The 19592-nt window shown below is 62.7% G+C and carries 17 protein-coding genes; 7 read left to right on the plus strand and 10 right to left on the minus strand.

The features are described from left to right. Nucleotides 1–60 precede the first annotated feature (60 nt). From AC3WJP_RS02270 to AC3WJP_RS02285, 4 genes are all read right to left on the minus strand, one after another. The gene (locus tag AC3WJP_RS02270) at nucleotides 61–243 is read right to left on the minus strand and encodes a hypothetical protein (protein ID WP_493719610.1); all 183 of its coding nucleotides are present in this window, start codon (nucleotides 241–243) and stop codon (nucleotides 61–63) included. A 644-nt stretch (nucleotides 244–887) separates the two neighbouring features. After that, nucleotides 888–1334, minus strand: coding sequence for an alpha/beta hydrolase fold domain-containing protein (locus AC3WJP_RS02275; protein ID WP_493719991.1), 447 nt, complete (start codon nucleotides 1332–1334; stop codon nucleotides 888–890). Between the two features lie 27 nt (nucleotides 1335–1361). Next, nucleotides 1362–1778: a nuclear transport factor 2 family protein gene (locus AC3WJP_RS02280; protein WP_493719611.1), complete on the minus strand. Its 417-nt coding sequence runs from the start codon at nucleotides 1776–1778 to the stop codon at nucleotides 1362–1364. A gap of 148 nt (nucleotides 1779–1926) precedes the next feature. Then, complete coding sequence (locus AC3WJP_RS02285) at nucleotides 1927–2844, minus strand: LysR family transcriptional regulator (RefSeq protein WP_493719612.1); 918 nt, start codon at nucleotides 2842–2844, stop codon at nucleotides 1927–1929. Between the two features lie 108 nt (nucleotides 2845–2952). Here AC3WJP_RS02285 and AC3WJP_RS02290 point away from each other — a divergent pair, with 108 nt between their 5' ends. Both AC3WJP_RS02290 and AC3WJP_RS02295 read left to right on the plus strand, forming a co-directional pair. Further along, entirely contained in the window at nucleotides 2953–3705 is a 753-nt protein-coding gene (locus AC3WJP_RS02290) for an SDR family NAD(P)-dependent oxidoreductase (RefSeq protein WP_493719613.1), read from the plus strand. Nucleotides 3706–3761: 56 nt separating this feature from the next. Then, nucleotides 3762–4322 carry a VOC family protein gene (locus AC3WJP_RS02295; RefSeq protein ID WP_493719614.1) on the plus strand — a complete coding sequence of 187 codons (561 nt, stop codon included), beginning with the start codon at nucleotides 3762–3764 and terminating at the stop codon, nucleotides 4320–4322. A gap of 455 nt (nucleotides 4323–4777) precedes the next feature. Here AC3WJP_RS02295 and AC3WJP_RS02300 read toward each other — a convergent pair whose 3' ends face one another. Genes AC3WJP_RS02300 through AC3WJP_RS02325 form a run of 6 tightly spaced genes read right to left on the minus strand, consistent with a single transcriptional unit; the run spans nucleotide 4778 to nucleotide 11911 of the window. Next, complete coding sequence (locus tag AC3WJP_RS02300) at nucleotides 4778–5650, minus strand: alpha/beta fold hydrolase (RefSeq protein WP_493719615.1); 873 nt, start codon at nucleotides 5648–5650, stop codon at nucleotides 4778–4780. Continuing rightward, nucleotides 5643–6863, minus strand: coding sequence for an LLM class flavin-dependent oxidoreductase (locus AC3WJP_RS02305; RefSeq protein WP_493719616.1), 1221 nt, complete (start codon nucleotides 6861–6863; stop codon nucleotides 5643–5645). The genes AC3WJP_RS02300 and AC3WJP_RS02305 overlap by 8 nt, the downstream gene beginning before the upstream one ends. Then, a complete protein-coding gene (locus AC3WJP_RS02310; protein ID WP_493719617.1) occupies nucleotides 6860–8494 on the minus strand; it encodes a dipeptide ABC transporter ATP-binding protein in 1635 nt (544 codons plus the stop codon). Before AC3WJP_RS02310 ends, AC3WJP_RS02305 begins: the two co-directional genes overlap by 4 nt. Next, nucleotides 8491–9333 (minus strand): ABC transporter permease, encoded by an 843-nt coding sequence (locus AC3WJP_RS02315; protein WP_493719618.1) that lies wholly within the window; start codon nucleotides 9331–9333, stop codon nucleotides 8491–8493. Before AC3WJP_RS02315 ends, AC3WJP_RS02310 begins: the two co-directional genes overlap by 4 nt. Next, nucleotides 9333–10322: an ABC transporter permease gene (locus tag AC3WJP_RS02320; RefSeq protein WP_493719619.1), complete on the minus strand. Its 990-nt coding sequence runs from the start codon at nucleotides 10320–10322 to the stop codon at nucleotides 9333–9335. Before AC3WJP_RS02320 ends, AC3WJP_RS02315 begins: the two co-directional genes overlap by 1 nt. After that, on the minus strand, nucleotides 10319–11911 hold the full coding sequence (locus tag AC3WJP_RS02325) for an ABC transporter substrate-binding protein (protein WP_493719620.1): 1593 nt from the start codon (nucleotides 11909–11911) through the stop codon (nucleotides 10319–10321). The genes AC3WJP_RS02320 and AC3WJP_RS02325 overlap by 4 nt, the downstream gene beginning before the upstream one ends. 223 nt (nucleotides 11912–12134) lie before the next feature. Here AC3WJP_RS02325 and AC3WJP_RS02330 point away from each other — a divergent pair, with 223 nt between their 5' ends. The 5 genes from AC3WJP_RS02330 to AC3WJP_RS02350 all read left to right on the plus strand — a co-directional run bounded on the left by AC3WJP_RS02330 (nucleotide 12135) and on the right by AC3WJP_RS02350 (nucleotide 19587). Then, complete coding sequence (locus tag AC3WJP_RS02330; RefSeq protein ID WP_493719621.1) at nucleotides 12135–13532, plus strand: tetratricopeptide repeat protein; 1398 nt, start codon at nucleotides 12135–12137, stop codon at nucleotides 13530–13532. 329 nt (nucleotides 13533–13861) lie between these two features. Next, the gene (locus AC3WJP_RS02335; RefSeq protein WP_493719622.1) at nucleotides 13862–16294 is read left to right on the plus strand and encodes a TonB-dependent receptor plug domain-containing protein; all 2433 of its coding nucleotides are present in this window, start codon (nucleotides 13862–13864) and stop codon (nucleotides 16292–16294) included. 49 nt (nucleotides 16295–16343) lie between these two features. Further along, nucleotides 16344–17681, plus strand: coding sequence for an LLM class flavin-dependent oxidoreductase (locus AC3WJP_RS02340; RefSeq protein WP_493719623.1), 1338 nt, complete (start codon nucleotides 16344–16346; stop codon nucleotides 17679–17681). Next, on the plus strand, nucleotides 17678–18622 hold the full coding sequence (locus AC3WJP_RS02345) for a 5'/3'-nucleotidase SurE (protein ID WP_493719624.1): 945 nt from the start codon (nucleotides 17678–17680) through the stop codon (nucleotides 18620–18622). The genes AC3WJP_RS02340 and AC3WJP_RS02345 overlap by 4 nt, the downstream gene beginning before the upstream one ends. Beyond that, nucleotides 18619–19587 carry an LLM class flavin-dependent oxidoreductase gene (locus tag AC3WJP_RS02350; RefSeq protein WP_493719625.1) on the plus strand — a complete coding sequence of 323 codons (969 nt, stop codon included), beginning with the start codon at nucleotides 18619–18621 and terminating at the stop codon, nucleotides 19585–19587. Before AC3WJP_RS02345 ends, AC3WJP_RS02350 begins: the two co-directional genes overlap by 4 nt. The last annotated feature ends 5 nt before the right edge of the window (nucleotides 19588–19592 follow it).

Below are 19592 nucleotides of genomic sequence, written 5' to 3' on the forward strand. Positions count from 1 at the left end.
AATTCAACGAAGGGCTACCGCCTGCGGTCGCAGAGGAAAAACTCAATTCAGTGTCCGGGATCAGTTGACCACTACAGGTGGCGGTGCGAAGCCGCTGACAGCGACATGGGTCGCATGATGCTCTATCGAAGCAGCCCAGGCTTTTGCCTCAACCTTTGTTGAGAAGGTCGCCCCTTTATAGATCCCCGCCCTGCGTACCTGAACACGCCATTTTCCGCTCGGTAGCTTGCTGAACGTCGCCATTACAAATCCTTATCGGTTAAGCGCACGGTGCGCGAGCAGGGATTTTGCGGTTGGGGATAGAGCCAGTGCAGAGGGGAAATGTAGAAATAAGCTCAATAACCCCCCCCACAATGCCTAGATTCTGAGCTAGCGCCCCTGGTTGATCGGTGAAATGCACACTCGGTGTGCTGAGCGGAGCACCTGTATAATACCCGTCTAATGCCCCTCGTGTGCACCTCGTGTGCACTTGATGGCTGCACACGCGAAATTACTGGGTACACGAAATTGCAGAAAAACGATATAAATCAACAGCATGTGATGAGACGATTTAGTGTCGCGCCGATGATGGATGGGACCACCTTTTCCATAACTATTTGATTGAATTCTAGAAATCCAAATACCGAGCTTGCCTCTTACCAAATTTGTACCACTTTCATCCCCATATGCCCCTATGCGGCCTCACCTGTATCAACAGTCATCCCTGCCGTCCTTGAAGATACACGAGCCCCTTCGGCTATTGCTTTGCTGAGCAGTGAAAAGCTGAGTACGGCTCGGATACCGCGGAGTCTTGGCTATCCTGATCCGATGTATACGAAAGGGCCTATGGGCCCTTTTTGATTTCTGATGGTCACCAAGCCACTGCCAGCCAGGCGCAACCCGGCTGATTAGTTTAAATGTGCCTTCAGTTCACCTGCTGCCTGTCGCATTGCCGCCTTCACCTCAGGGATGGAGCTCAATGGATTGAGCAGGCCATAGTCATGAACCATGCCGTTGTACCGCCCTGAGGTGACGTCCACACCAGCGGCGTCCAACTTACGGGCGTAGGCCTCACCTTCGTCGCGAAGGACGTCTAGGCCTGCAGTCTGTATCAGCGCTGGCGGCGGTCCCTTCAACTGATCAGTAGTGGCACGTAATGGCGAGGCGTGAATTTCAGCTCGTTGGGCGGCATCAGTGGTGTAGTTGTTCCAGAACCACTTCATCATGTTCCTGGTCAGGAAATGTCCTTCGGCATATTGCTGGTATGAGCCCGTGTCGAAGCTCACATCAGTGACGGGCCACAACAGCAGTTGAAAGCGCAGCTTCGGAGTGCCTTTTCGGCTCACTGAATAAATGGTCGCTGAATGGAATGAGAGATGTGCTTATTGCCCGGTCGAAGTAGGGTCGGCAGGGGCAAACGCTTTGGCAGCGGCGATGGTGTCCATGGACTCACGAAGGAGTTGGATCTCGCCGTTCTGAGCTACAAGGCGACCGGCATACATCTGGCGATAGATTCGCCCAGTGGCCGGCACCAGGGCCTCAACGCTGTATTCCGCAAACGCTTGGTCTGGGGTATCGATCAGGAAGCGCACATTGCGAAACTTGAAATCCGGCACTTTGTTCAACAGTGAGCCAATGAAGGATTCGATGGCTTCCTTACCTTGGACGCGGCTAGTGATGCCCAGCGATTCGAGGTAAGGAAGCTCCAACACGCCGTCGTCTGCAAAGAGCGAGGCGGCGTTGGCAGGAGACTGGATGGATTCCAGGTACAACTGGAGAAGCTCGACGGCGTTTTTCATGACTGGTTGCTCCCGAAGCGGATGTTTGAGTGGGCACATTGCGCTGTGCCTGCCAAACAAAATTACGGGATCCGCCCGCCATCGAAAATAGCAATTATTGCTATCTATCGTTTCATTTTTGTAATAATCGTAAGCCTGATCGGGCCGGTTAACGAGACCACCGCCATGAGGGCTCCGATAAATGCTTGAAGAAAAAATCGGAAAGCGCCTTGATCTTTACCGGACGGGTACGCGCCGACGGCGTCACGAAATAAAGTCCCCCGCGCATCATGCTCCACTCTGGCAACAATACGATGAGTCGCCCATCAGCCAGATACTCACTCGCAATGAATTCGGGCAACTCGGCAATGGCCAGCCCCTCCAGCAAAGCTGGCAACAACGCGTCTGAGTTTGTCACTCGCAATTGACCGTTGGGCACAACATCCTCTTCGGTACCATCCGCATGAGTAAATCGCCAGACCTGACTGCGGGCGCGATACGCATAGCTCAAACACGGTCGTGCGGCCAATTCACGTGGATGGCTCGGATATCCGTGCGCTTCTAGATAAGCCGGCGAAGCCACGAGGTATTGGGTGACTGCACAGAGTCGGCGGGCTACCAGCGAAGAATCGGGCAGTACGGCTATGCGCAATGCCGCATCAAAGCCTTCGGCGATCAAGTCGACAGATGCATCGGAGAGATGCAGGTCTATCGACAGCTCCGGGTACTGGCGCATCAGTTGCGGCATCAATGGCGCAACCCAGCGCAAACCGAACGACATAGGTACGGCGAGCCTCACCTGGCCACGAGGCTGCACCGACAACTCCTGGGCTTCGCTCTCGACTTCTTCAGCCTGGCGGTAAATGTCGCCAGCCTTGGCGGCCATGCTCGCACCAAACTCTGTGAGCGCCAGTTGCCTGGATGTGCGGTTGAACAGGCGCCCACCTAGACGCTCCTCAAGCCGCGCGACGGCGCGAGACACTGTGGGGACAGAAACCCCCATTACTCGCGATGCTGCAGCGAACGAACCTTCTTCAGCCACTTTGGCAAACATGGCCAAGCCTTCGAAATCCGGAAGTTTGCTCATTTCATTTCTGCAATGATGGGTTTCAGGCAATTCTATTTTGTAAAACCGCCGCCGTCGATATGCTTCTCCCACACCACAGCAACTTACCCACGTAACAGGAGAAACATCATGGCTCGCAAACTTGAAGGCAAAATCGCACTGGTCACCGGCGGCACTACTGGCATCGGCCTGGCCACTGCCAAACGCTTCGCTGAAGAAGGCGCTCACGTCTACATCACTGGTCGCCGCCAAGCCGAACTGGACGCAGCAGTAGCCGCCGTTGGCAACGCCACCGGCGTACAGGTCGACTCGACCAAGTTGGATCAACTAGACGTGCTGTACAGCCAGATCGGCGCTGCCCATGGCCGCATCGATGTGCTCTTCGCCAACGCCGGCGGTGGTTCGATGCTGCCCCTGGGCGAGATCACCGAACAGCACTTCGATGACACTTTCGACCGCAACGTCAAAGGCGTGCTCTTCACCGTTCAGAAAGCGCTGCCGCTACTGGCCAAGAAAGCTTCGGTGATCCTGACCGGCTCCACTGCTGGCAGCTCGGGCACTGCTACGTTCAGCGTCTATGCCGCTTCGAAAGCCGCTGTACGCTCCTTCGCTCGCAACTGGATTCTGGACTTGAAAGACCGCCAGGTTCGAGTCAACACCATCAGCCCGGGCGCGACTCGCACCCCAGGCCTGGTCGACCTCGCTGGCCCAGATGCGGCCCAGCAACAAGGTCTGCTCGACTATCTGGCTTCGCTCATTCCAATGGGCCGTGTCGGGGAAGCGGAAGAAATCGCCAGCGCAGCGCTGTTCCTGGCATCGGATGACGCCAGCTTCGTCAACGGTATCGAACTGTTCGTCGACGGCGGCCAAGCCCAGATTTGATGGCTAAAGCGGGCGGCAGTGTGAGCCGTCCGCATACCCACTGAGGAGTACATCCAATGCATATCTTCAAACTGACGCTGCTGGCATTTTCGGTAGCTTTCGGCATCACCGCGCAGGCCGCGACCACGTCTGCCAAGAGCGAGTCCACCATGAGCATGAATTCTGCAGTCCTTCAGGTCTCTGCCATCGATCACGTGGGCATGAATGTGCCGGATATTGATGCCGCCACCAGATTCTTCTCCGAGCTGGTGGGCGCACAAGTGATATCGGACATCAGCCCAGGCAACATTCCGGATCAGTGGAAGACGCAATTTCGCTGGCACAGCTCCAGCAACCTTCAACGCTTTGTGATGCTGCAACTTAACGGCGGCGCCAAGCTTGAGCTTTTCCAGTACCGAGGCGCAGAAATCAATCATGCCCAGCCGCATGGCGACGACGCCGGCGCGAGCCATATTGCGCTGAGGACAGATGACATTGATCACAGTCTGGCCCTGCTCAAAGGCAAGAATGTGATGATTCTCAACGATCCTATTACCAACCCGGACGGGGTTCGCTGGTTTTACTTCCAAGCCCCTTGGGGTTCGCAGATCGAACTCGTCTCACTGCCATCTCGCTAGCAAACAGCTAATCCTGGACAAAGACCATGGTTGGACGGCGGTGGGAGAGGAAGAGAAAACGCGTCAGGCTGCACCTATTGCCCACCGATCTGACTCATGATGAAAACGATATAACCGAGGTGATGGGAATGCATCATGAGGCGCCTGCTTCAATTCAATGACCGTGTTGCACTCGGTTTGTGCAACCGCCATTTTTGTCTGCACACAGTAGAGGGCTGAAACCCGTGCCAAGCAACGCTGCCCGTGCATCCGCGCACCAATCCCAAGCACTGCGAGGCGCCCGCAGTGTCGGCAGAGAATTATGCTTTTTCAGTATTTCTGGTTCTAAGCGAAGCGCTTTATAACGAACGCCTTTGCCAGCTAGCGTCGACGGCGGTGCTGTATGCGGGGTTCATTGGGCTGGCGGTGTTTGGGTTGTGCGCCTGGCAGCGGTAACTGCAAGGCCGTGTGCAGCCTCACCCATGGGCAACGCTTGAGGTACCTGCTTGCAGCAATGCCAGTAGCCGCTCATTGACCTGCGCTGGCTTCTCCAGCATCAGCTGGTGCCCGCAAGCCAGCACCTCGAAGCGCGAGCCGGGTAGCTGGCGATGCAGCGCACGGCCAGCTTCGACGGGCGTCAGGCCGTCGGTCTCGCCGGCAAGAATTTCTATTGGCAGGCGCAGGCTTTCCAAGTCCTCCCGCGTAGGCCAGCGCGCGCCCCCCACCAGTGCCTTGAACACGTCGAGGCGGTTATGCCGCGTCAACGCCTCTTCATAGGCCACCAGGCGCGGATCGGTGTCGGCGTGCCAGGCGCGTTCGCGAAATCCCCTGGCCAAGCGCGGGCGCAGCAGCTCCAGGACCCATACCGGCAGTTTGAGTAGACCGCTCTTGCCGAGTGGGCGCTGCAGTTGCGTGCCGAGCAGCAGCAGGCCCTGCAGCGGCCGAGTGGGGGCCTGGGTTTGCCAGCGGGCAGCGGCGCTAAGGGTCAGCCCGCTGCCAAAGGAATGCCCGACCAACAGGTTGCGGGCGCTGGCATAGCGCTCAAGAATATCCAGGTAATCGCGCACCAACGCTTCCCACGCGTAGGCATGGGCAGTGCCGGGCTTGTCGCTCAGCCCGTGGCCCAGCAGGTCCCAGGCCACTAGGCTGTAGCCCTGCGCCTGCAAGGCGCGCCATTGCAGGCGCCACTGGTCCTGATTGCCGCCACCGCCATGGCAGAAGAACACCACGGTGGCGGCATTGGCGCCGCTGCCAGGCAGATGGTTGATGTTCAGCCAGCGGCCGCTGGAGATTTCCACTTGCCGCCCGTGCAGGCGCGGCAAGCCGTCCAAAGAGAGTGCTTCAGCCATGCGGCGTTGCCTTGTATGAGGGAGTGGAAACGACGGGCAAACCCAGATGCTCGCGCAAGGTGCCGCCCTGGTAATGCATGCGAAGCAAGCCGCGCGCCTGCAGAAGGGGTACTACCTGCTCGACGAAGTCATCCAGCCCGCCGGGCAAGGTGGCCGGCATGAGGTTGAAGCCGTCGGCAGCGCCGTGGCTGAACCAATGCTGCAACTGGTCGGCGACCTGCACCGCGTCGCCCACCACCACCCAGTGGCCGCGCGCCGCCGCCATGCGCAAGTACAGCTGGCGAATGCTCAAGCCTTGCTCACGCGCCACCTTGATCAGCAGCTCACGGCGGCTGACACCGGATTCGGTGGCGGGCAGCTCGGGCAGCGGACCGTCGATATCGAACGCCGAAAGGTCGGTACCACCGGCGATATCGGCCAGCAGCGACAGGCCGACCTCGGGCAGTACCAAATCCTGCAGCGCGTCGAATTTTGCCCAGGCCTGGGCCTCGGTCGCGGCAACAATGGGCATCACGCCCGGCAGCACTTTTACCTGTCGTGGATCGCGACCGGCGGCGGCCACCCGTGCCTTGAGGTCGGCGTAGAACGCCTGGGCGCCAGCCAATTCCGGCTGCGCGGTGAAGACCACATCGGCCCGGGCGGCGGCAAAGGCACAGCCAGCCGCCGAGGCACCGGCCAGCACCTGTACCGGGGCTACGCCTTGCAATGCCCAACGCTGACGCACGTCTGCGAGGAAAGCTTCAGCGCGCTGATAGCGGTCGGCATGCTCGTAATGGCTTTCGCGGCCGAAATTGGGCGCCTCTTGGGCGTTGCTCGAGGTCACCAGGTTCCACCCCGCGCGGCCATGGCTGAGGCGTTCCAACGAAGCGAAGGCCTCGGCCACGGTGTGCCGGCTGTTGTAGGAGGTGGTCATGGTAGCGATCAGGCCGATGTGCCGGGTGACGGCCGCCAGACCAGCGAGCAGGGTCAGCGGCTCGAAATGCTCGGTGCGTGCCATGTGGCTCAGCGCGCCCAGCTCGCCGGGCAGCATTGCCAGGGTGTCCGAGAGGAACAGTGCATCCAGACAGCCGCGCTCGGCGGTCTGTGCCAACTGGCGGTAGTGGTCAAAATTCAAGCCGCCGTCCGCCTGGCTGGCCGGCGAGCGCCAGGCCGCGATGTGGTGCCCGGTGGCCATGACGAAGGCATTGAGGCACATATGGGGAGAGCGGCTCATCGGGCCTCCTGGCGTTTGATGGGTGCGGCCGCCGGCGCGAGTAGCGCAGGCCCAGGCAGCGACGCCAGCAGCGTTCGCGTGTAGGCGTGACGTGGGGCCTGCAATACCTGCGCGGTGGTGCCCTGCTCCACGACCTGGCCGTGCTGCATCACCAGCAGGTGGTCGCACATCCGTGCCGCCGCGCGCAGGTCGTGGGTGATGAACACGATGCTCAGGCCCAGACGCCGTTGCAATCCCTCCAGCAGGTCGAGAATTTGCACCTGAATCAGCGCATCAAGCGCGCAAACGCATTCATCGGCGATCAGCACTTGCGGTTGCAGGGCCAATGCCCGGGCAATCCCGATGCGCTGCCGCTGTCCACCGGAAAAGGCTTGGGGGTAGCGTTCCAGGGCCTCTATCGGCAAACCCACCCACTCCAGCACTTGCTCGGCTCGGGCCCGGGCCTGCGCGAGGCTGGTGCCGTGCGCCAAAGGGCCGGCCATGAGAATTTCGGCGACCGTGTGGCGCGGATTGAGCGAGGCCACCGGGTCTTGAAAAATCATCTGCACCCGTTTGCGCAGCGGTCGCAAATGCCGCTGCGCTAGCCCTGCCACCTCTTCGGCATGCCACTGCAATTGGCCGCTGTCGGGGCGTAACAACCGCACCAGGGCGCGCCCGAGGGTCGTCTTGCCGGAACCTGACTCACCCACCACCCCCAGGCTCTGCCCGCGTGCCAATGCCAGGCTGACATCCGACAATGCTGCGGTGTGCAGCAGGCGCCAACCATGGCGTTGGCTGAAGGTCTTGTGCAGGTGCTGCGCGGCAAGCACCACGGGCGCATCCTCGGCCAGCGGCCGCGGCGTCGCGGTACCCTGCGCGGCCGCCAACAGTGCCCGGGTATAGGCTTGGGCAGGTGCACGCAACACACGGCTGGCCTGGCCCTGCTCGACGACCTGGCCTTTTTCGAGGACGAGCACGCGGTCGGCGATTTCCTGCACCAGACCCAGGTCGTGGGTGATGAACACCACGGCCATGCCTTGTTCGCAGCGAATGCGTTGCAACAGCTCGAGAATCTGCGCCTGGGTGGTCACGTCCAGCGCCGAGGTCGGCTCGTCGGCGATCAGCAACTTGGGCGAAAACGCCAGGGCCATGGCGATCGCCACCCGCTGACGCTGGCCTCCGGACAGTTGAAAAGGGAAACGCCGGTACAAGCGTTGCGGAGTCGGCAGGCCGACGTGGCCAAGCAGCTCGAGCACCCGCTGACGGCGTAGCGCCGCGCTGCGTACCCCGTGGGCGCGCAAGGTCTCGTCGATCTGCACGCCGATGCGCAGCAGCGGGTTCAGGGCGCTCATGGGCTCCTGGAACACCATGCTGATATCGACGCCGCGCAAGTCACGCATGGCCTTGGCATCCAAGGTGGCCAAATCGATACCCGCGAAGCGTATCGCACCACGCTCCAACGCCAGGCCCGGTGGCAACATCCGCATCAAGGCACTGGCCAGCATCGACTTGCCCGAGCCTGATTCGCCGACGACGCAGAGCATCTCCCCCGCCTCCACGCTCAAAGACAGATCGTACAGCGCATGGCTGCGGTCGCTGCCCACCGGCAACCGGATACGCAGGCCATCCACCTGCAACAAGGGCGTCGTCATGCTGCCACCTGCACGCGCCCGGGAATCTGCAGTGCCACCCGCAGGCCTTCGCCGACGCGATTGATCGCCAGCACCAGCAACAGAATCGCCACGCCAGGGAACAGGCTCATCCACCAGGCCTCGTGCAGCAGGTTGCGCGAGGCATTGATCATATAGCCCCAACTCATGGCTTCAGGGTCGCCCAAGCCGAGAAACGCCAGCGCCGCCTCGGTCAGGATGGCGCTGGCCAGCACGAAGGTCAGGCTCACCAGCAGCGGCGCCATGGCATTGGGCAGAATCTCGCGGGTAATGATCGCCCACGGGCTCAGGCCCAGCACCTGGGCTGCCTGCACGAATTCACGTTGGCGCAGGCTGAGGAACTCGCTGCGCACCAGGCGCGCAATACCGGGCCAGGCTACCACCGCGATGGCAATGATCACCGAGGTGGTCGAGGGCGCCAGCACGGCAACCAGCAAAACGGCCAGCACCAGTGCCGGCATGATCTGGAAGAACTCCGACACGCGCATCAGCAGCGCGTCCACCCAACCGCCGAAATAGCCGGCCACGGCGCCTACCAACAGGCCTAGGGCGAGGGTCGCCAGGCTGGCAGCGAGGCCGACGCCCAGTGACACCCGCGCGCCGTACAGCAGCTCGCGGGCCAGGTCACGGCCGAGCATGTCACTGCCCAGCCAATGCCCGAGGTCACTGAACGGCAACAGCAGCGGCCGTGCGTTCATTTCCCATGGCGAGTCGCTCAGCCAGGGCGCCAACAGCGCCAATGCGCCCAGGGCCACCACAAATAGAGCGCCGGCGAGTGCTGCCCGCTGCCGGCAGAATCGCTTGAACACGCTGGATGCCATTAGTGCAATCCTCCTGGTTGAATACGTGGATCGAGCACCCGCGACAGCAGGTCCACCAGTACATTCATCACCACCACTACGCTGGCGATCACCAGAAACACCCCCAACAGCAGCGCGTAATCACGCTGCGACAGGGCGTCGTAGAGCAAGCGACCGATGCCTGGCCAGGCATACACCACCTCGATCAACAGGGTGCTGCTGGCCAGCTGGCCGAACTGCAGCCCGACCATGGTCACCACCGGCAACATGGCATTGCGCAGCTGGTGGGCAAGGAGAATGCGCCAATAGCGCAGGCCCTTGGCCTCGGCAGTGCGCACGTGGTCCTGGGCCATGACTTCGAGCATCGCGGCGCGGGTCAGGTGCACGTAGATCGCCAGGTACACAAAGCTCAGCGACAGGCACGGCAGCGTCAGGTGCGCCAGGGTGTCGCGCCAGAGCGCCCAGCCGTGCAGGTCGGCGCCCACGTTCTGCATGCCATAGGCGGGCAGCCAGTCGAGCTGCACCGAAAACACCAGTACCAGCACCATGGCCAACCAGAAGGACGGTGCCGCATACAGCAGCAACGCTGTTTGCGCGATGAGGTTGTCCAGCCAGCGCTGGCGCTGCCGGCTGCGGGCGGCAACCACACCGAGGATCACGCCCAGCGCAGTCGAGACGACCACTGCCGAGCCCATCAGCAACACCGTCGCCAGCAGCCGGTCGCGGATCAGTGACCACACGCTCACATGGTTCTGATACGAGTACCCCAAATCCAGGTGCAGGATGCCGTTGACGTAGGTCAGCAATTGCGCGGCCAGCGGCCGGTCCAGGCCCATGCTCTGGCGCAGCGTGGCGATGTAGGCCGGGTCATCGATGCCGGCGTCACCCGCCAGCAACTGGGCGGGGTCGCCCGGCGCCAGGCGTACCAGCAGGAAGCACAACACCACAACGCCTAGCACCATCGCCAACGCGCGCAGCAAGCGCGACAGCACGTACAGCAGCGTGGTCATGGCTGCGGACCGTCGAGGTACACGCTTTCATAGTCTTCGTTGAGGCTGGTGCCCGTGCGCAGCAGGTTCCTGACCTGATCACGATACAGGGTGGTGTAGCTCATCTCGAAAATCGGCGCGATCGGAAGGTCGTCGTTCAGGCGTTTTTCCAGACGGTGGTAAAGCTCCAGGCGCCCCGGGCCTTGCGGAGTATTGGCGACCTGTTGCCACAAGGCGTCGGCCTCGGGGCTGTTGTAGCCGCCGACGTTGACGAACGGCGTGGACTTGAGGATGTAATCGGAACGGTACAGGTAGGCGTTGTTGAGGTAGGGGTCGCCAACCTGGAAGATGAAATTGTAGGTGAGGTCGAAATCCCAATCGCTGACCTTCTGGTACCAGGTGGCGGCGTCTGAGGTCTGCACCTGCACCTTGATGCCCAACGGCAGCAGCGCCTGTTTGGTGTACTCGGCCAGGCGCTCCCAGGCGCCGCCCTTCTCGCCGTTGAGCAGGCGCAGGCGGATCTTGCTGACATCCACGCCGGATTCGGCGATCAGCGCCTTGGCCTTGGCCGGGTCATAGGGATACTGGGGCAATTGCGGGTCATGGTAGGCGCCCAGGAACGGGCCGCTGGCGGGCTTGCCGGCGCCGAAGAAAATGTTGTCGACGATGAACTGGCGGTTCAGTGCGTAGAGGATCGCCTGGCGCACCTTGGGGTTATCCAGCGGTGGCTTGCGAGTGTTGATCTGCAGCAGCGCCAGGCCCGAATACAGCTCGTAACCTTTCTGCGTGCTCTGCACCCCCGGCAAGGCGCCCAGACGCTTGATATCGGCGTAGTCGGCGTCACCGGCACGCAGCACCTGCACATCGTTGCGCTCGAAGGCCGCCGCGCGGGAGCTGGCGTCGGGAATCACATGGAACACCACGGCGTCGAGGTAAGGCAGACCGGGCTTCCAGTAGTGCGGGTTCTTGCCGAGCTTGATATAGCTGCCACGCTTCCATTCCTCAAACACGAACGGGCCCGTGCCGACCGGCTTCAGGTTGTAGGGGTTGTTCCTGAAATCGGTGCCTTCATAGAGATGCTTGGACACGACCGGGCGCAGGCCGCTGCCCAGCAGCGAGAGCAAGGGCGCGAAGGGTTTCTTCAGATGGAACACCACGGTATCGGCGCTCGGCGCATCGATACTGGCCACGTATTGGTCGAAGATGTCGGCTATACGCTTGTCCAGCTGCGGGTAGAACGTGTTGTAGGTGAATAGCACATCGTCGGCGCCGAACGCATGGCCGTCGTGCCAGGTGACACCGGGCTGCAGGGTGAAGCGGTAGGTCAGGCCGTCGGGGCTGATGTCCCATTGCTTGGCCAGGACGGGAATAGGCTTGAGGTCGGTGCCGAAGGTCAGCAGGCCCTGGAGGATCTTGCCGCTGACGTATTGGGTGGCGACATGGCTGACCACTGCGTGCGAGAGCGACGGCGGCTCGGGCTGCGCCACCAGGTTGAGGGTGCCGCCGGCGTGTGGGTCGGCCTGTACGCCGCCACTCAGGAGCACGGCAGCAGCCCCCACTAGGGCGAGACGCTTGAAGCGGTATAGCAATGAACGCACGGGATTGGGCATGCACCCTCCTGAAAGGCAAATGGCCTGATGCAGGCCATTTTGCAAGCCCTGTGCCACGCGTCACCGCCCCGGCTTTGCAGGGTATCCCCCGCCGCGACTGATGGAATTCACACAGCGCGCCGGCGCAATTGTGGAAAAAGCAGCAGTGCCCGATGGCGCAGAGCGCAGCTTGGCCGGGCTGCAGCGGCTGGCACGCCACTTGCGTTGGCCCTTGGCAATTACCTTGAAGAGACTGATCGCCATGCCCGTGGACTTTCTCGGCAGCCCGCTCGACACCGAGCAGCCCGACAGCATCGCCGCCATCAACGATTTTTTCGGCGGCATGCTCGCCTACCAGCCCCGCGCCGGGAACATTCTGGCGGCCGCCGAACGCGGCACTGATTCGGCCTTGCTATACGCCCTCGCCGGCCTGCTGATGATGTTCGACGAGTCCCCCCGGGCGGCTTCGCTCGCCCTCCCTTACCTGGCCAAAGCGCGGTCCGCGGGCGCTGCGCAACTGCGGGCCGAACTTTACACGCAGGTGCTGCAGGCCTGGATCGCCGACGACCTGGAGAGCGTGCTGGCGCTCACCGAGCAATTGCTGCACCAGTACCCCCACGACCTGTTCGCCGCCAAGCTCAACCAGTACATCCAGTTCAACCGCGGCGACTGGCCGGCGCTGCTGCGCATTGGCCTCAAGGCCCGCGAACACAACCCTCACAATGCCCATGCCCTGGCGATGCTGGCGTTCGCTTTCGAGCAGTGCCACCTGCTGTCCGAGGCCGAGACCACCGCGCGCGAAGCCCTGAGCCTGCAGGCCGACGAGCCTTGGGCCCAGCACGCTCTGGCCCATGTGCTGCTGACCGAGGGCCGGATCGCCGAGGGCACCGACTTTCTCGAGCGCTGCAAGGAGGGCTGGGATGGCCTGAACTCCTTCATGTACACCCACAATTGGTGGCATCTGGCGCTGTTTCACCTGGCGCGCGGGCGGCAGGCACGGGTACTGGAAATCTACGACCGGCACCTATGGGGCATCGCTCCCGAATATTCCCAGGACCAGATTGGCGCGGTGTCGATGCTGGCCCGCCTGGAACTGGCCGGCATCGACGTCGGTGACCGCTGGCAGGCCTTGGCGCCCTACCTCAAGGTCCGCGCCGCCGACACCGTGCAGCCCTTTCTCAGCGTGCAGTACCTTTACGGACTGGCCCGCGCCGGCGCCCCCGAAGCCGACCAGCTGTTGCAGGCGCTTCAGGAGCGAGCCGACTCAACAGTGGCGTTTGTGCGCCAGACCTGGCAGCAGATCACCCTGCCCTTGGCTCGGGGCTTACTGGCCCATGCGCGCGGCCACTTTCAGCACAGCCGCGAGCAACTCGCGCTGGCCATGCCCCGGCTCAACGCCATTGGTGGCAGCCACGCGCAGCGCGATCTGTTCGCGTTGATCGAGCAGGATGCCAGCCTGCATGCCGGCGATTGGCTCGACAGCCAGCAGGGCCTTGAACTGCGCCGCCGCTACGATCCCTGGGACGTTCCCAGTAACCGCCAACTGGTGCGTGTGTACGCAGCCCTCGGACTACCCCTGCAAGCGGAAGAGGCGCAATCGCGCATCACCCTGATCGTCGGTCGCGAGGCCAGCCAGGCCTAGCCAGGCCCCCGTGACCTGCACGGCACTGTTGCCAGAACCACAGTGCCCACCCCTTATCCCCAGGCGCGCAATGCCCCTGTGGAAAAAACAGCAGCCTGACGCCGTGCTGTTAAAAAAACACCAACATTTTCCCGATAAACAACCCAACCAATTGATTACAAACGATTTTAAAGACTGGCACAGCCCTTGCTCCTGTCCCTGTACCAGAGCTTGAAGCCAACAAGCCGCTTGATCACACAAAGGCACTGTTCACCTACGAACAGGCCCTAACGCCCCGCGCCATGACCGCCAGAGGAATGGCCTGCGGACCCCAAAGGAGCCTTGTACCCATGAATGCGATTTCCCGCGCCCTGCCCCGGCGCCCCACCAAGACCTTCACCCACTCACTCCTGTTCATCGCCATCTGCGAGGCGCTGACCTACAGCAGCCTGACCCTCGCCGCCGACGCCAGCAGCGACAACCCACTGGATACCGTGGTGGTGGTGGGCAACCGTGGCCAAGCGCGCACCCTGGCCGAAAGCCCGTCGCCGGTGGATGTGATTTCCGCCAAGCAGTTGCAAGCCACAGGACAGTCGAACCTCACCGCCGCCCTGGCCCGCTCGCTGCCGTCGCTCAACCAGCCCGCGTCTTCGGGGTTCGGCTCGACCTCGATCGTGCGCCCGATCAACCTGCGCGGGCTCAACGGCGATCAGGTGCTGGTTCTGGTCAATGGCAAGCGTCGACATAACAGCGCGTTGCTCAACAACGGCACCGCGCTGAACTCCGGCTCGCAACCGGTGGACCTGGACATGATCCCCACCGCGCTGGTGGACCATATCGAGATCCTGCGCGACGGTGCCTCGGCGCAATACGGTTCGGATGCCATCGGCGGCGTGATCAACATCGTCCTCAAACAGAATGATCACGGGGGCAGCGTCTCCACCAGCTATGGCCAGAACTACGAAAACGGCGACGGCGAAACGTCGCGTCAGAGCGCCAACCTCGGCTTCGCCCTGCCAAACGATGGTTTTTTCAGCCTAGGGCTGGACGTCAAGCGACAAGAAATCAGCGACCGCTCCGACAACGCCGTCTACACCGATGCCGGCGGCAATTCGAGCCTGGAGCACACCTACTACGGCACCGGCCTGCCAGAGGCGCGTAACTTCAGCTTCGGCTACAACGCCGAGCTGCCGGTCAACGACGCGTTAAGCCTGTATTCATTCTCTACCTATACTCGGCGCAACTCGGAAAAGCCCCTGGCGTTCCACCAACCCGGCACCTTCGACGGCATCGCCACGCCCTACCCTGCGGGCATCGAAGACAACCTGCGCTTTATCGAAAACGACTTCCAGGTGGCCTTCGGCGGCAAAGGCGAACTGGCGGGTTGGGACTATGACCTGTCCTCCACCTACGGCCAGGATCACGCCGAAGCCACCCTGCGCAAGACCTACAACCTGAGCTACGGGCCAGACTCGCCGACCTCGGTGGACACCGGGGTGAAAACCTTCAGCCAATGGACTAACAACCTTGACCTGACCCGCGCTTTCGACCTCGGCCTGGCCAAGCCCACGCAAGTGTCCTGGGGCCTGGAACAACGCTACGAGAACTACAAGATCGGCAAGGGCGACTACGAGTCCTACGCCCTGGGCCCTTACGATACCGGCGCCAGTGGCAACCCGATCGCGCCGGGGACCATCTCCGGGGCCGGCACCACACCGGCCGACGCCGCCGAAAAAGGCCGCACCAGCCTGGGGGGCTATGGCGAAATCGGCCAGGACCTCACCGATAAATGGCACGTCGACCTGGCCGGGCGTTACGAGCACTACAACGACGGTTCGGGCAGCACCAAAAACGGCAAGATTTCCACCCGCTACCAGCTCACGCCGATTCTGGCCGTGCGCGGCACCTACAGCAGTGGCTTCCGCGCGCCATCACTGGCGCAGCAAATCTATAGCTCGACCTCGCAAAGCAGCATCAACGGCAACCTGATCGACTACCGTAACGTCGCGGTGGACTCTGACGTCGCCAAAGCTTTGGGCGCCACCACGTTGAAGCCGGAGCGCTCGCATAACGTCAGCGTTGGCTTGACCTTGACCCCGAACGACGCCACCAGCATCACCCTTGACGCCTACCAGATCAAAATCAAGGACCGCATCGCCCAGACCGGCTACCTCGGCGGCGCGGCACTGGCGCCGATACTCGCCAGCGCCGGCCTGGCCACCAACCAGTACGTCACCTACTTCACTAACGCCCTCGACACCACCACCCGCGGCGTCGACCTGGTGGGTGATTATCGCCAGAGCCTGGGCGCCTACGGCAACCTGCGCTACACGCTGGGCTTCAACTGGAATACTACCGAGATCGACAAGATCCACGCCTCTGATGCCGCCATCGCCGCGCTTGGCCCCACCGGCGGCTACGACCGTGCCCGCCAGGGCAACCTCAAACACGGCCTGCCGGAATCCAAGCTGCTGCTGGGCACCACCTGGAGCATCGCCCAGTTCGACATCGGCCTGAACCTCACCCGCTACGGCGAATACACCCAATATGGCACCACCGAGGCACTGGACCGCACCTTTGGCGCTGCGTGGATCACCGACCTCAACATTGACTACCACGTGACCAAGAGCCTGACCCTCAACGCCGGCGCCAACAACCTGTTCAACAAGTACCCGGAGCGTACCGGCATCGCCAGCAGCTCGGGAGCTTTCCCGTACGGCACTTTCTCGCCCTACGGCACTACAGGCGGCTACTGGTACACCGGCCTGACCTACAACTTCTGACCTGAACGGCGAAGTGGCCGCGCCAGCGGCCCTTCCACGGAGACTGCCCATGACCCGCCGCACCGACCAACTCAAGCTGGGGGCCTTCCTGGCCAACAGCGGCCATCACGTCGCCGCCTGGCGCCACCCACTGGCCCAGGCTGACGCCAGTCACGACTTCGAGCATTTCAAGCGCATCGCCCAGATCGCCGAGCGCGGCAAATTCGACGCGCTGTTCATCGCCGATGTGGTCGGCCTGTGGGGGCACCACTACGATGCGCTGAGCCTGACCGCCCGCGCCGAGCACTTCGAACCTCTGACCCTGCTCTCGGCCCTGGCGGCGGTGACTCAGCACATCGGCCTCATCGCCACCGCCACGACTACTTACAACGAGCCGTACCACATAGCCCGCAAGTTCGCCTCCCTGGACCACCTCTCCAAAGGCCGCGCCGCGTGGAACGTAGTGACCTCGGTGGTCAGCGACGAAGCCTGGAATTTCGGCCGTGAACACCACGTCGACCACGGGGACCGCTATCAACGTGCCGAAGAGTTCGTGCAGGTGGTCAGGGGCCTGTGGGACAGCTGGGACGACGATGCTTTCCTGCGCGACAAGCGCAGCGGCCAGTATTTCGACCCGACCAAGCTGCACACCCTCAACCACCAAGGCGAGCACTTTTCGGTGCGCGGCCCGCTCAACGTCGCCCGCGCGCCCCAGGGCCATCCGGTGTTGGTGCAGGCCGGGGCGTCCGATGCCGGTCGCGCACTGGCCGCCCGTATCGCCGAACTGATCTTCGCCAGCAGCAGCGAGATACCTGCCGCACAGGCCTTCTACCAGGACATCAAAGGCCGCGCCGAAGCCTTCGGCCGTGATCCTGATTCGGTCAAGATCCTGCCGGGCATCACCCCCTTCATCGCGGATACCCGCGAGCAGGCCCAGGCCCTGTTCGAGGAATTCCAGGCGTTGATCGATCCGGTGCTGGGCCTGCGTCTGCTAGCCGACACCTTGGGTGACGATATCGATCTGAGCGGCCACGATCTGGACGGGCCACTACCGCCCACTGAACCGGGCCAACGGGGTAGCCGCCGCGACAAGGTGCTGGAACTGGCCCGCCGCGAGAACCTCAGCATTCGCCAGCTGTACCTGCGCCTGGCTGGCGGCAACCCGGTCATCGGCACCGCCGAGGATGTTGCCGACACCTTCGAGACCTGGTTCCAGGCCCGTGCCTGCGATGGCTTCAACGTGTTCTTCCCGTACTTTCCGGGGGCCATAGAATTGTTCGTCGAGCGGGTCATTCCGTTGCTGCAGGCCCGCGGGCTATTCCGCCATGATTACGAAGGTACCACCCTGCGCGAGAACCTGGGCTTGGAGCGCCCTGCCAACGTCTTCACTCGACACACCGGCTCATGAAGCGTCTGGCCTGGGGCGTATTGCTCGGGGGCCTGCTGCTCAGCGGCCAGGCTTGCGCGCTCGATATTCTTCTGAGCAACGACGACGGCTACACCCACCCCAACATCCGCGCCTTATACAGCGCTCTCAAAGCCGCCGGGCACAGGGTCAAGATCGCCGCGCCCGAAGCCGACCAGAGCGCCCGCGGCGGGGCCTTCTACTTCGGCCGGGAGGTCAGCGTTGGCCACGATGCGGACCCGGCCTACCCTGACAGCTACTACGTCAGTACCCAGGAGGAGGGCCAGTGCGCCAGCCCGGAATGCGCGGGCAAATTGGTAACGATCGCCATCAGCGGCACGCCGGTGATGGCCGTGCTCATGGGCTTGAAAAAAGTCATGCCCAAGCCCGACCTGATCATCGTCGGCCCCAATCCTGGTAATAACCTGGGTGCGCTCAACACCGCCTCCGGCACCTTCAACGCCGCCGGCGTCGGCGTGCTCGCCGGTATCCCTACCCTTGCCGTCAGCACCGATCTCAAGGAAAAGGACGTCACAGGCGTCGCCCGCGTGGTCACCCGCCTGGTCGATGCTCTGGACCACCATCGCCAGCACGACGGCGCCCTGCTGCCACCGGGGCTCGGCCTGAACATCAACCTGCCGGCGCTGGACAAGATCAAGGGCATTAAGCAAACCCAGGTCGGCCGTTATGTGGGTTTCGAAGCCGTGTGGACCGACGACCTCGCCAAGCTTTTTCCCCAGCAGGCCGGCAAGGCGGGCATCAGCTTCCAATACAGCGCGCCGGCTACTGCGGCGGAGCAGGATAACGAAGCGGTCTGGGTTGCCAAGGGCTACGTCACGATCAGCCCCTTCGATCCAACGCCCGGACGGGTTGATACAGGCCCCGCGCTGCAGCCCCTGATCGATGCCGAGCAGGACAACCTCGCACGTGGCGCGCGACCATGAGCCGATCCTTCTCCCTCGGATTTCTCACCCGGGTCTACAGCCCGACTTTTAGCCCTCAGGCGTATACCGACACCGTAGCACTGTTCGCCGCTGCTGAACGCCTGGGTCTGGACAGTGGCTGGGTAGCTCAGCACCACTTCGCCAACGAAGAGGGGCGCTTGCCCTCACCGCTACTGCTGCTGGCTGCGGTCAGTGCCCGCACCCAGCGCATCCAGCTGGGGACCGGGGTCATCGTGCTATCGCAGGAACCTGCGCTGCGCCTGGCCGAAGACGCCGCGGTGCTAGAGATCCTCAGTGGCCAGCGCCTTCAGTTGGGCTTGGGCGCGGGCTTTGATATCGCATCGTTTCTGGGTTTCGACCAGGACACGGCACAGCGCCATGAGGATTACGAGCGCCACCTTCATCACCTCACTCAGTACCTGCGCAGCGACGACTCTCCCCTGCGGCCGAGGCCCGCGCCCCTTTCCCGCAAACTCTGGGAGGCCACCTCGCGCATCGAGCAGGCAGCGGGCCGCGGCAACGGCTTGATCATGGCCGCCGACCCTCGCCAAGGCGCGAGCTGGAAGCAGCGCGTCGACGCCTACCGCCAACATTTCGTGTCGAACCGAGGCAGCGTGCCGCGCATCGCTCGGGTGCAGGCGGTGTTCCCCGGGCAGGATCTGCTTGACCCTGCCTCGCCCACCCGCCAGGACATTCTCCAGTACGTGGCCCGCCAGCAGGCGAGCGGCGTGCAACCAGCGCACGAGGGCGACGCGGCGGCCCTGTTCGAACGCCTAGGCGTGCTCCATGGTCCCGTCGACGGAATTATCAAGCAGCTGCACGCACAACCTGCACCTGGCCCTGACGACCAGTTGATCTTCCAGGTACAGACCCTCTCGACCCCTCTCGACCAAGCTGTCGAGGCACTGCAGATCGTTGCGCGGCGGATTGCCCCGGCGCTCGGCTGGCATACTCAGGAGCCTTAATCATC

The sequence above is a fragment of the Pseudomonas sp. GW821-FHT01A09 genome (assembly GCF_058986725.1).

What these genes read in the sequence shown, in the direction of transcription:
- AC3WJP_RS02270 (WP_493719610.1), bottom strand. Translation starts at nt 243, where the DNA reads ATGGCGACGTTCAGCAAGCTACCGAGCGGAAAATGGCGTGTTCAGGTA.
- AC3WJP_RS02280 (WP_493719611.1), bottom strand. Translation starts at nt 1,778, where the DNA reads ATGAAAAACGCCGTCGAGCTTCTCCAGTTGTACCTGGAATCCATCCAG.
- AC3WJP_RS02285 (WP_493719612.1), bottom strand. Translation starts at nt 2,844, where the DNA reads ATGAGCAAACTTCCGGATTTCGAAGGCTTGGCCATGTTTGCCAAAGTG.
- AC3WJP_RS02290 (WP_493719613.1), top strand. Translation starts at nt 2,953, where the DNA reads ATGGCTCGCAAACTTGAAGGCAAAATCGCACTGGTCACCGGCGGCACT.
- AC3WJP_RS02295 (WP_493719614.1), top strand. Translation starts at nt 3,762, where the DNA reads ATGCATATCTTCAAACTGACGCTGCTGGCATTTTCGGTAGCTTTCGGC.
- AC3WJP_RS02300 (WP_493719615.1), bottom strand. Translation starts at nt 5,650, where the DNA reads ATGGCTGAAGCACTCTCTTTGGACGGCTTGCCGCGCCTGCACGGGCGG.
- AC3WJP_RS02305 (WP_493719616.1), bottom strand. Translation starts at nt 6,863, where the DNA reads ATGAGCCGCTCTCCCCATATGTGCCTCAATGCCTTCGTCATGGCCACC.
- AC3WJP_RS02310 (WP_493719617.1), bottom strand. Translation starts at nt 8,494, where the DNA reads ATGACGACGCCCTTGTTGCAGGTGGATGGCCTGCGTATCCGGTTGCCG.
- AC3WJP_RS02315 (WP_493719618.1), bottom strand. Translation starts at nt 9,333, where the DNA reads ATGGCATCCAGCGTGTTCAAGCGATTCTGCCGGCAGCGGGCAGCACTC.
- AC3WJP_RS02320 (WP_493719619.1), bottom strand. Translation starts at nt 10,322, where the DNA reads ATGACCACGCTGCTGTACGTGCTGTCGCGCTTGCTGCGCGCGTTGGCG.
- AC3WJP_RS02325 (WP_493719620.1), bottom strand. Translation starts at nt 11,911, where the DNA reads ATGCCCAATCCCGTGCGTTCATTGCTATACCGCTTCAAGCGTCTCGCC.
- AC3WJP_RS02335 (WP_493719622.1), top strand. Translation starts at nt 13,862, where the DNA reads ATGAATGCGATTTCCCGCGCCCTGCCCCGGCGCCCCACCAAGACCTTC.
- AC3WJP_RS02340 (WP_493719623.1), top strand. Translation starts at nt 16,344, where the DNA reads ATGACCCGCCGCACCGACCAACTCAAGCTGGGGGCCTTCCTGGCCAAC.
- AC3WJP_RS02345 (WP_493719624.1), top strand. Translation starts at nt 17,678, where the DNA reads ATGAAGCGTCTGGCCTGGGGCGTATTGCTCGGGGGCCTGCTGCTCAGC.
- AC3WJP_RS02350 (WP_493719625.1), top strand. Translation starts at nt 18,619, where the DNA reads ATGAGCCGATCCTTCTCCCTCGGATTTCTCACCCGGGTCTACAGCCCG.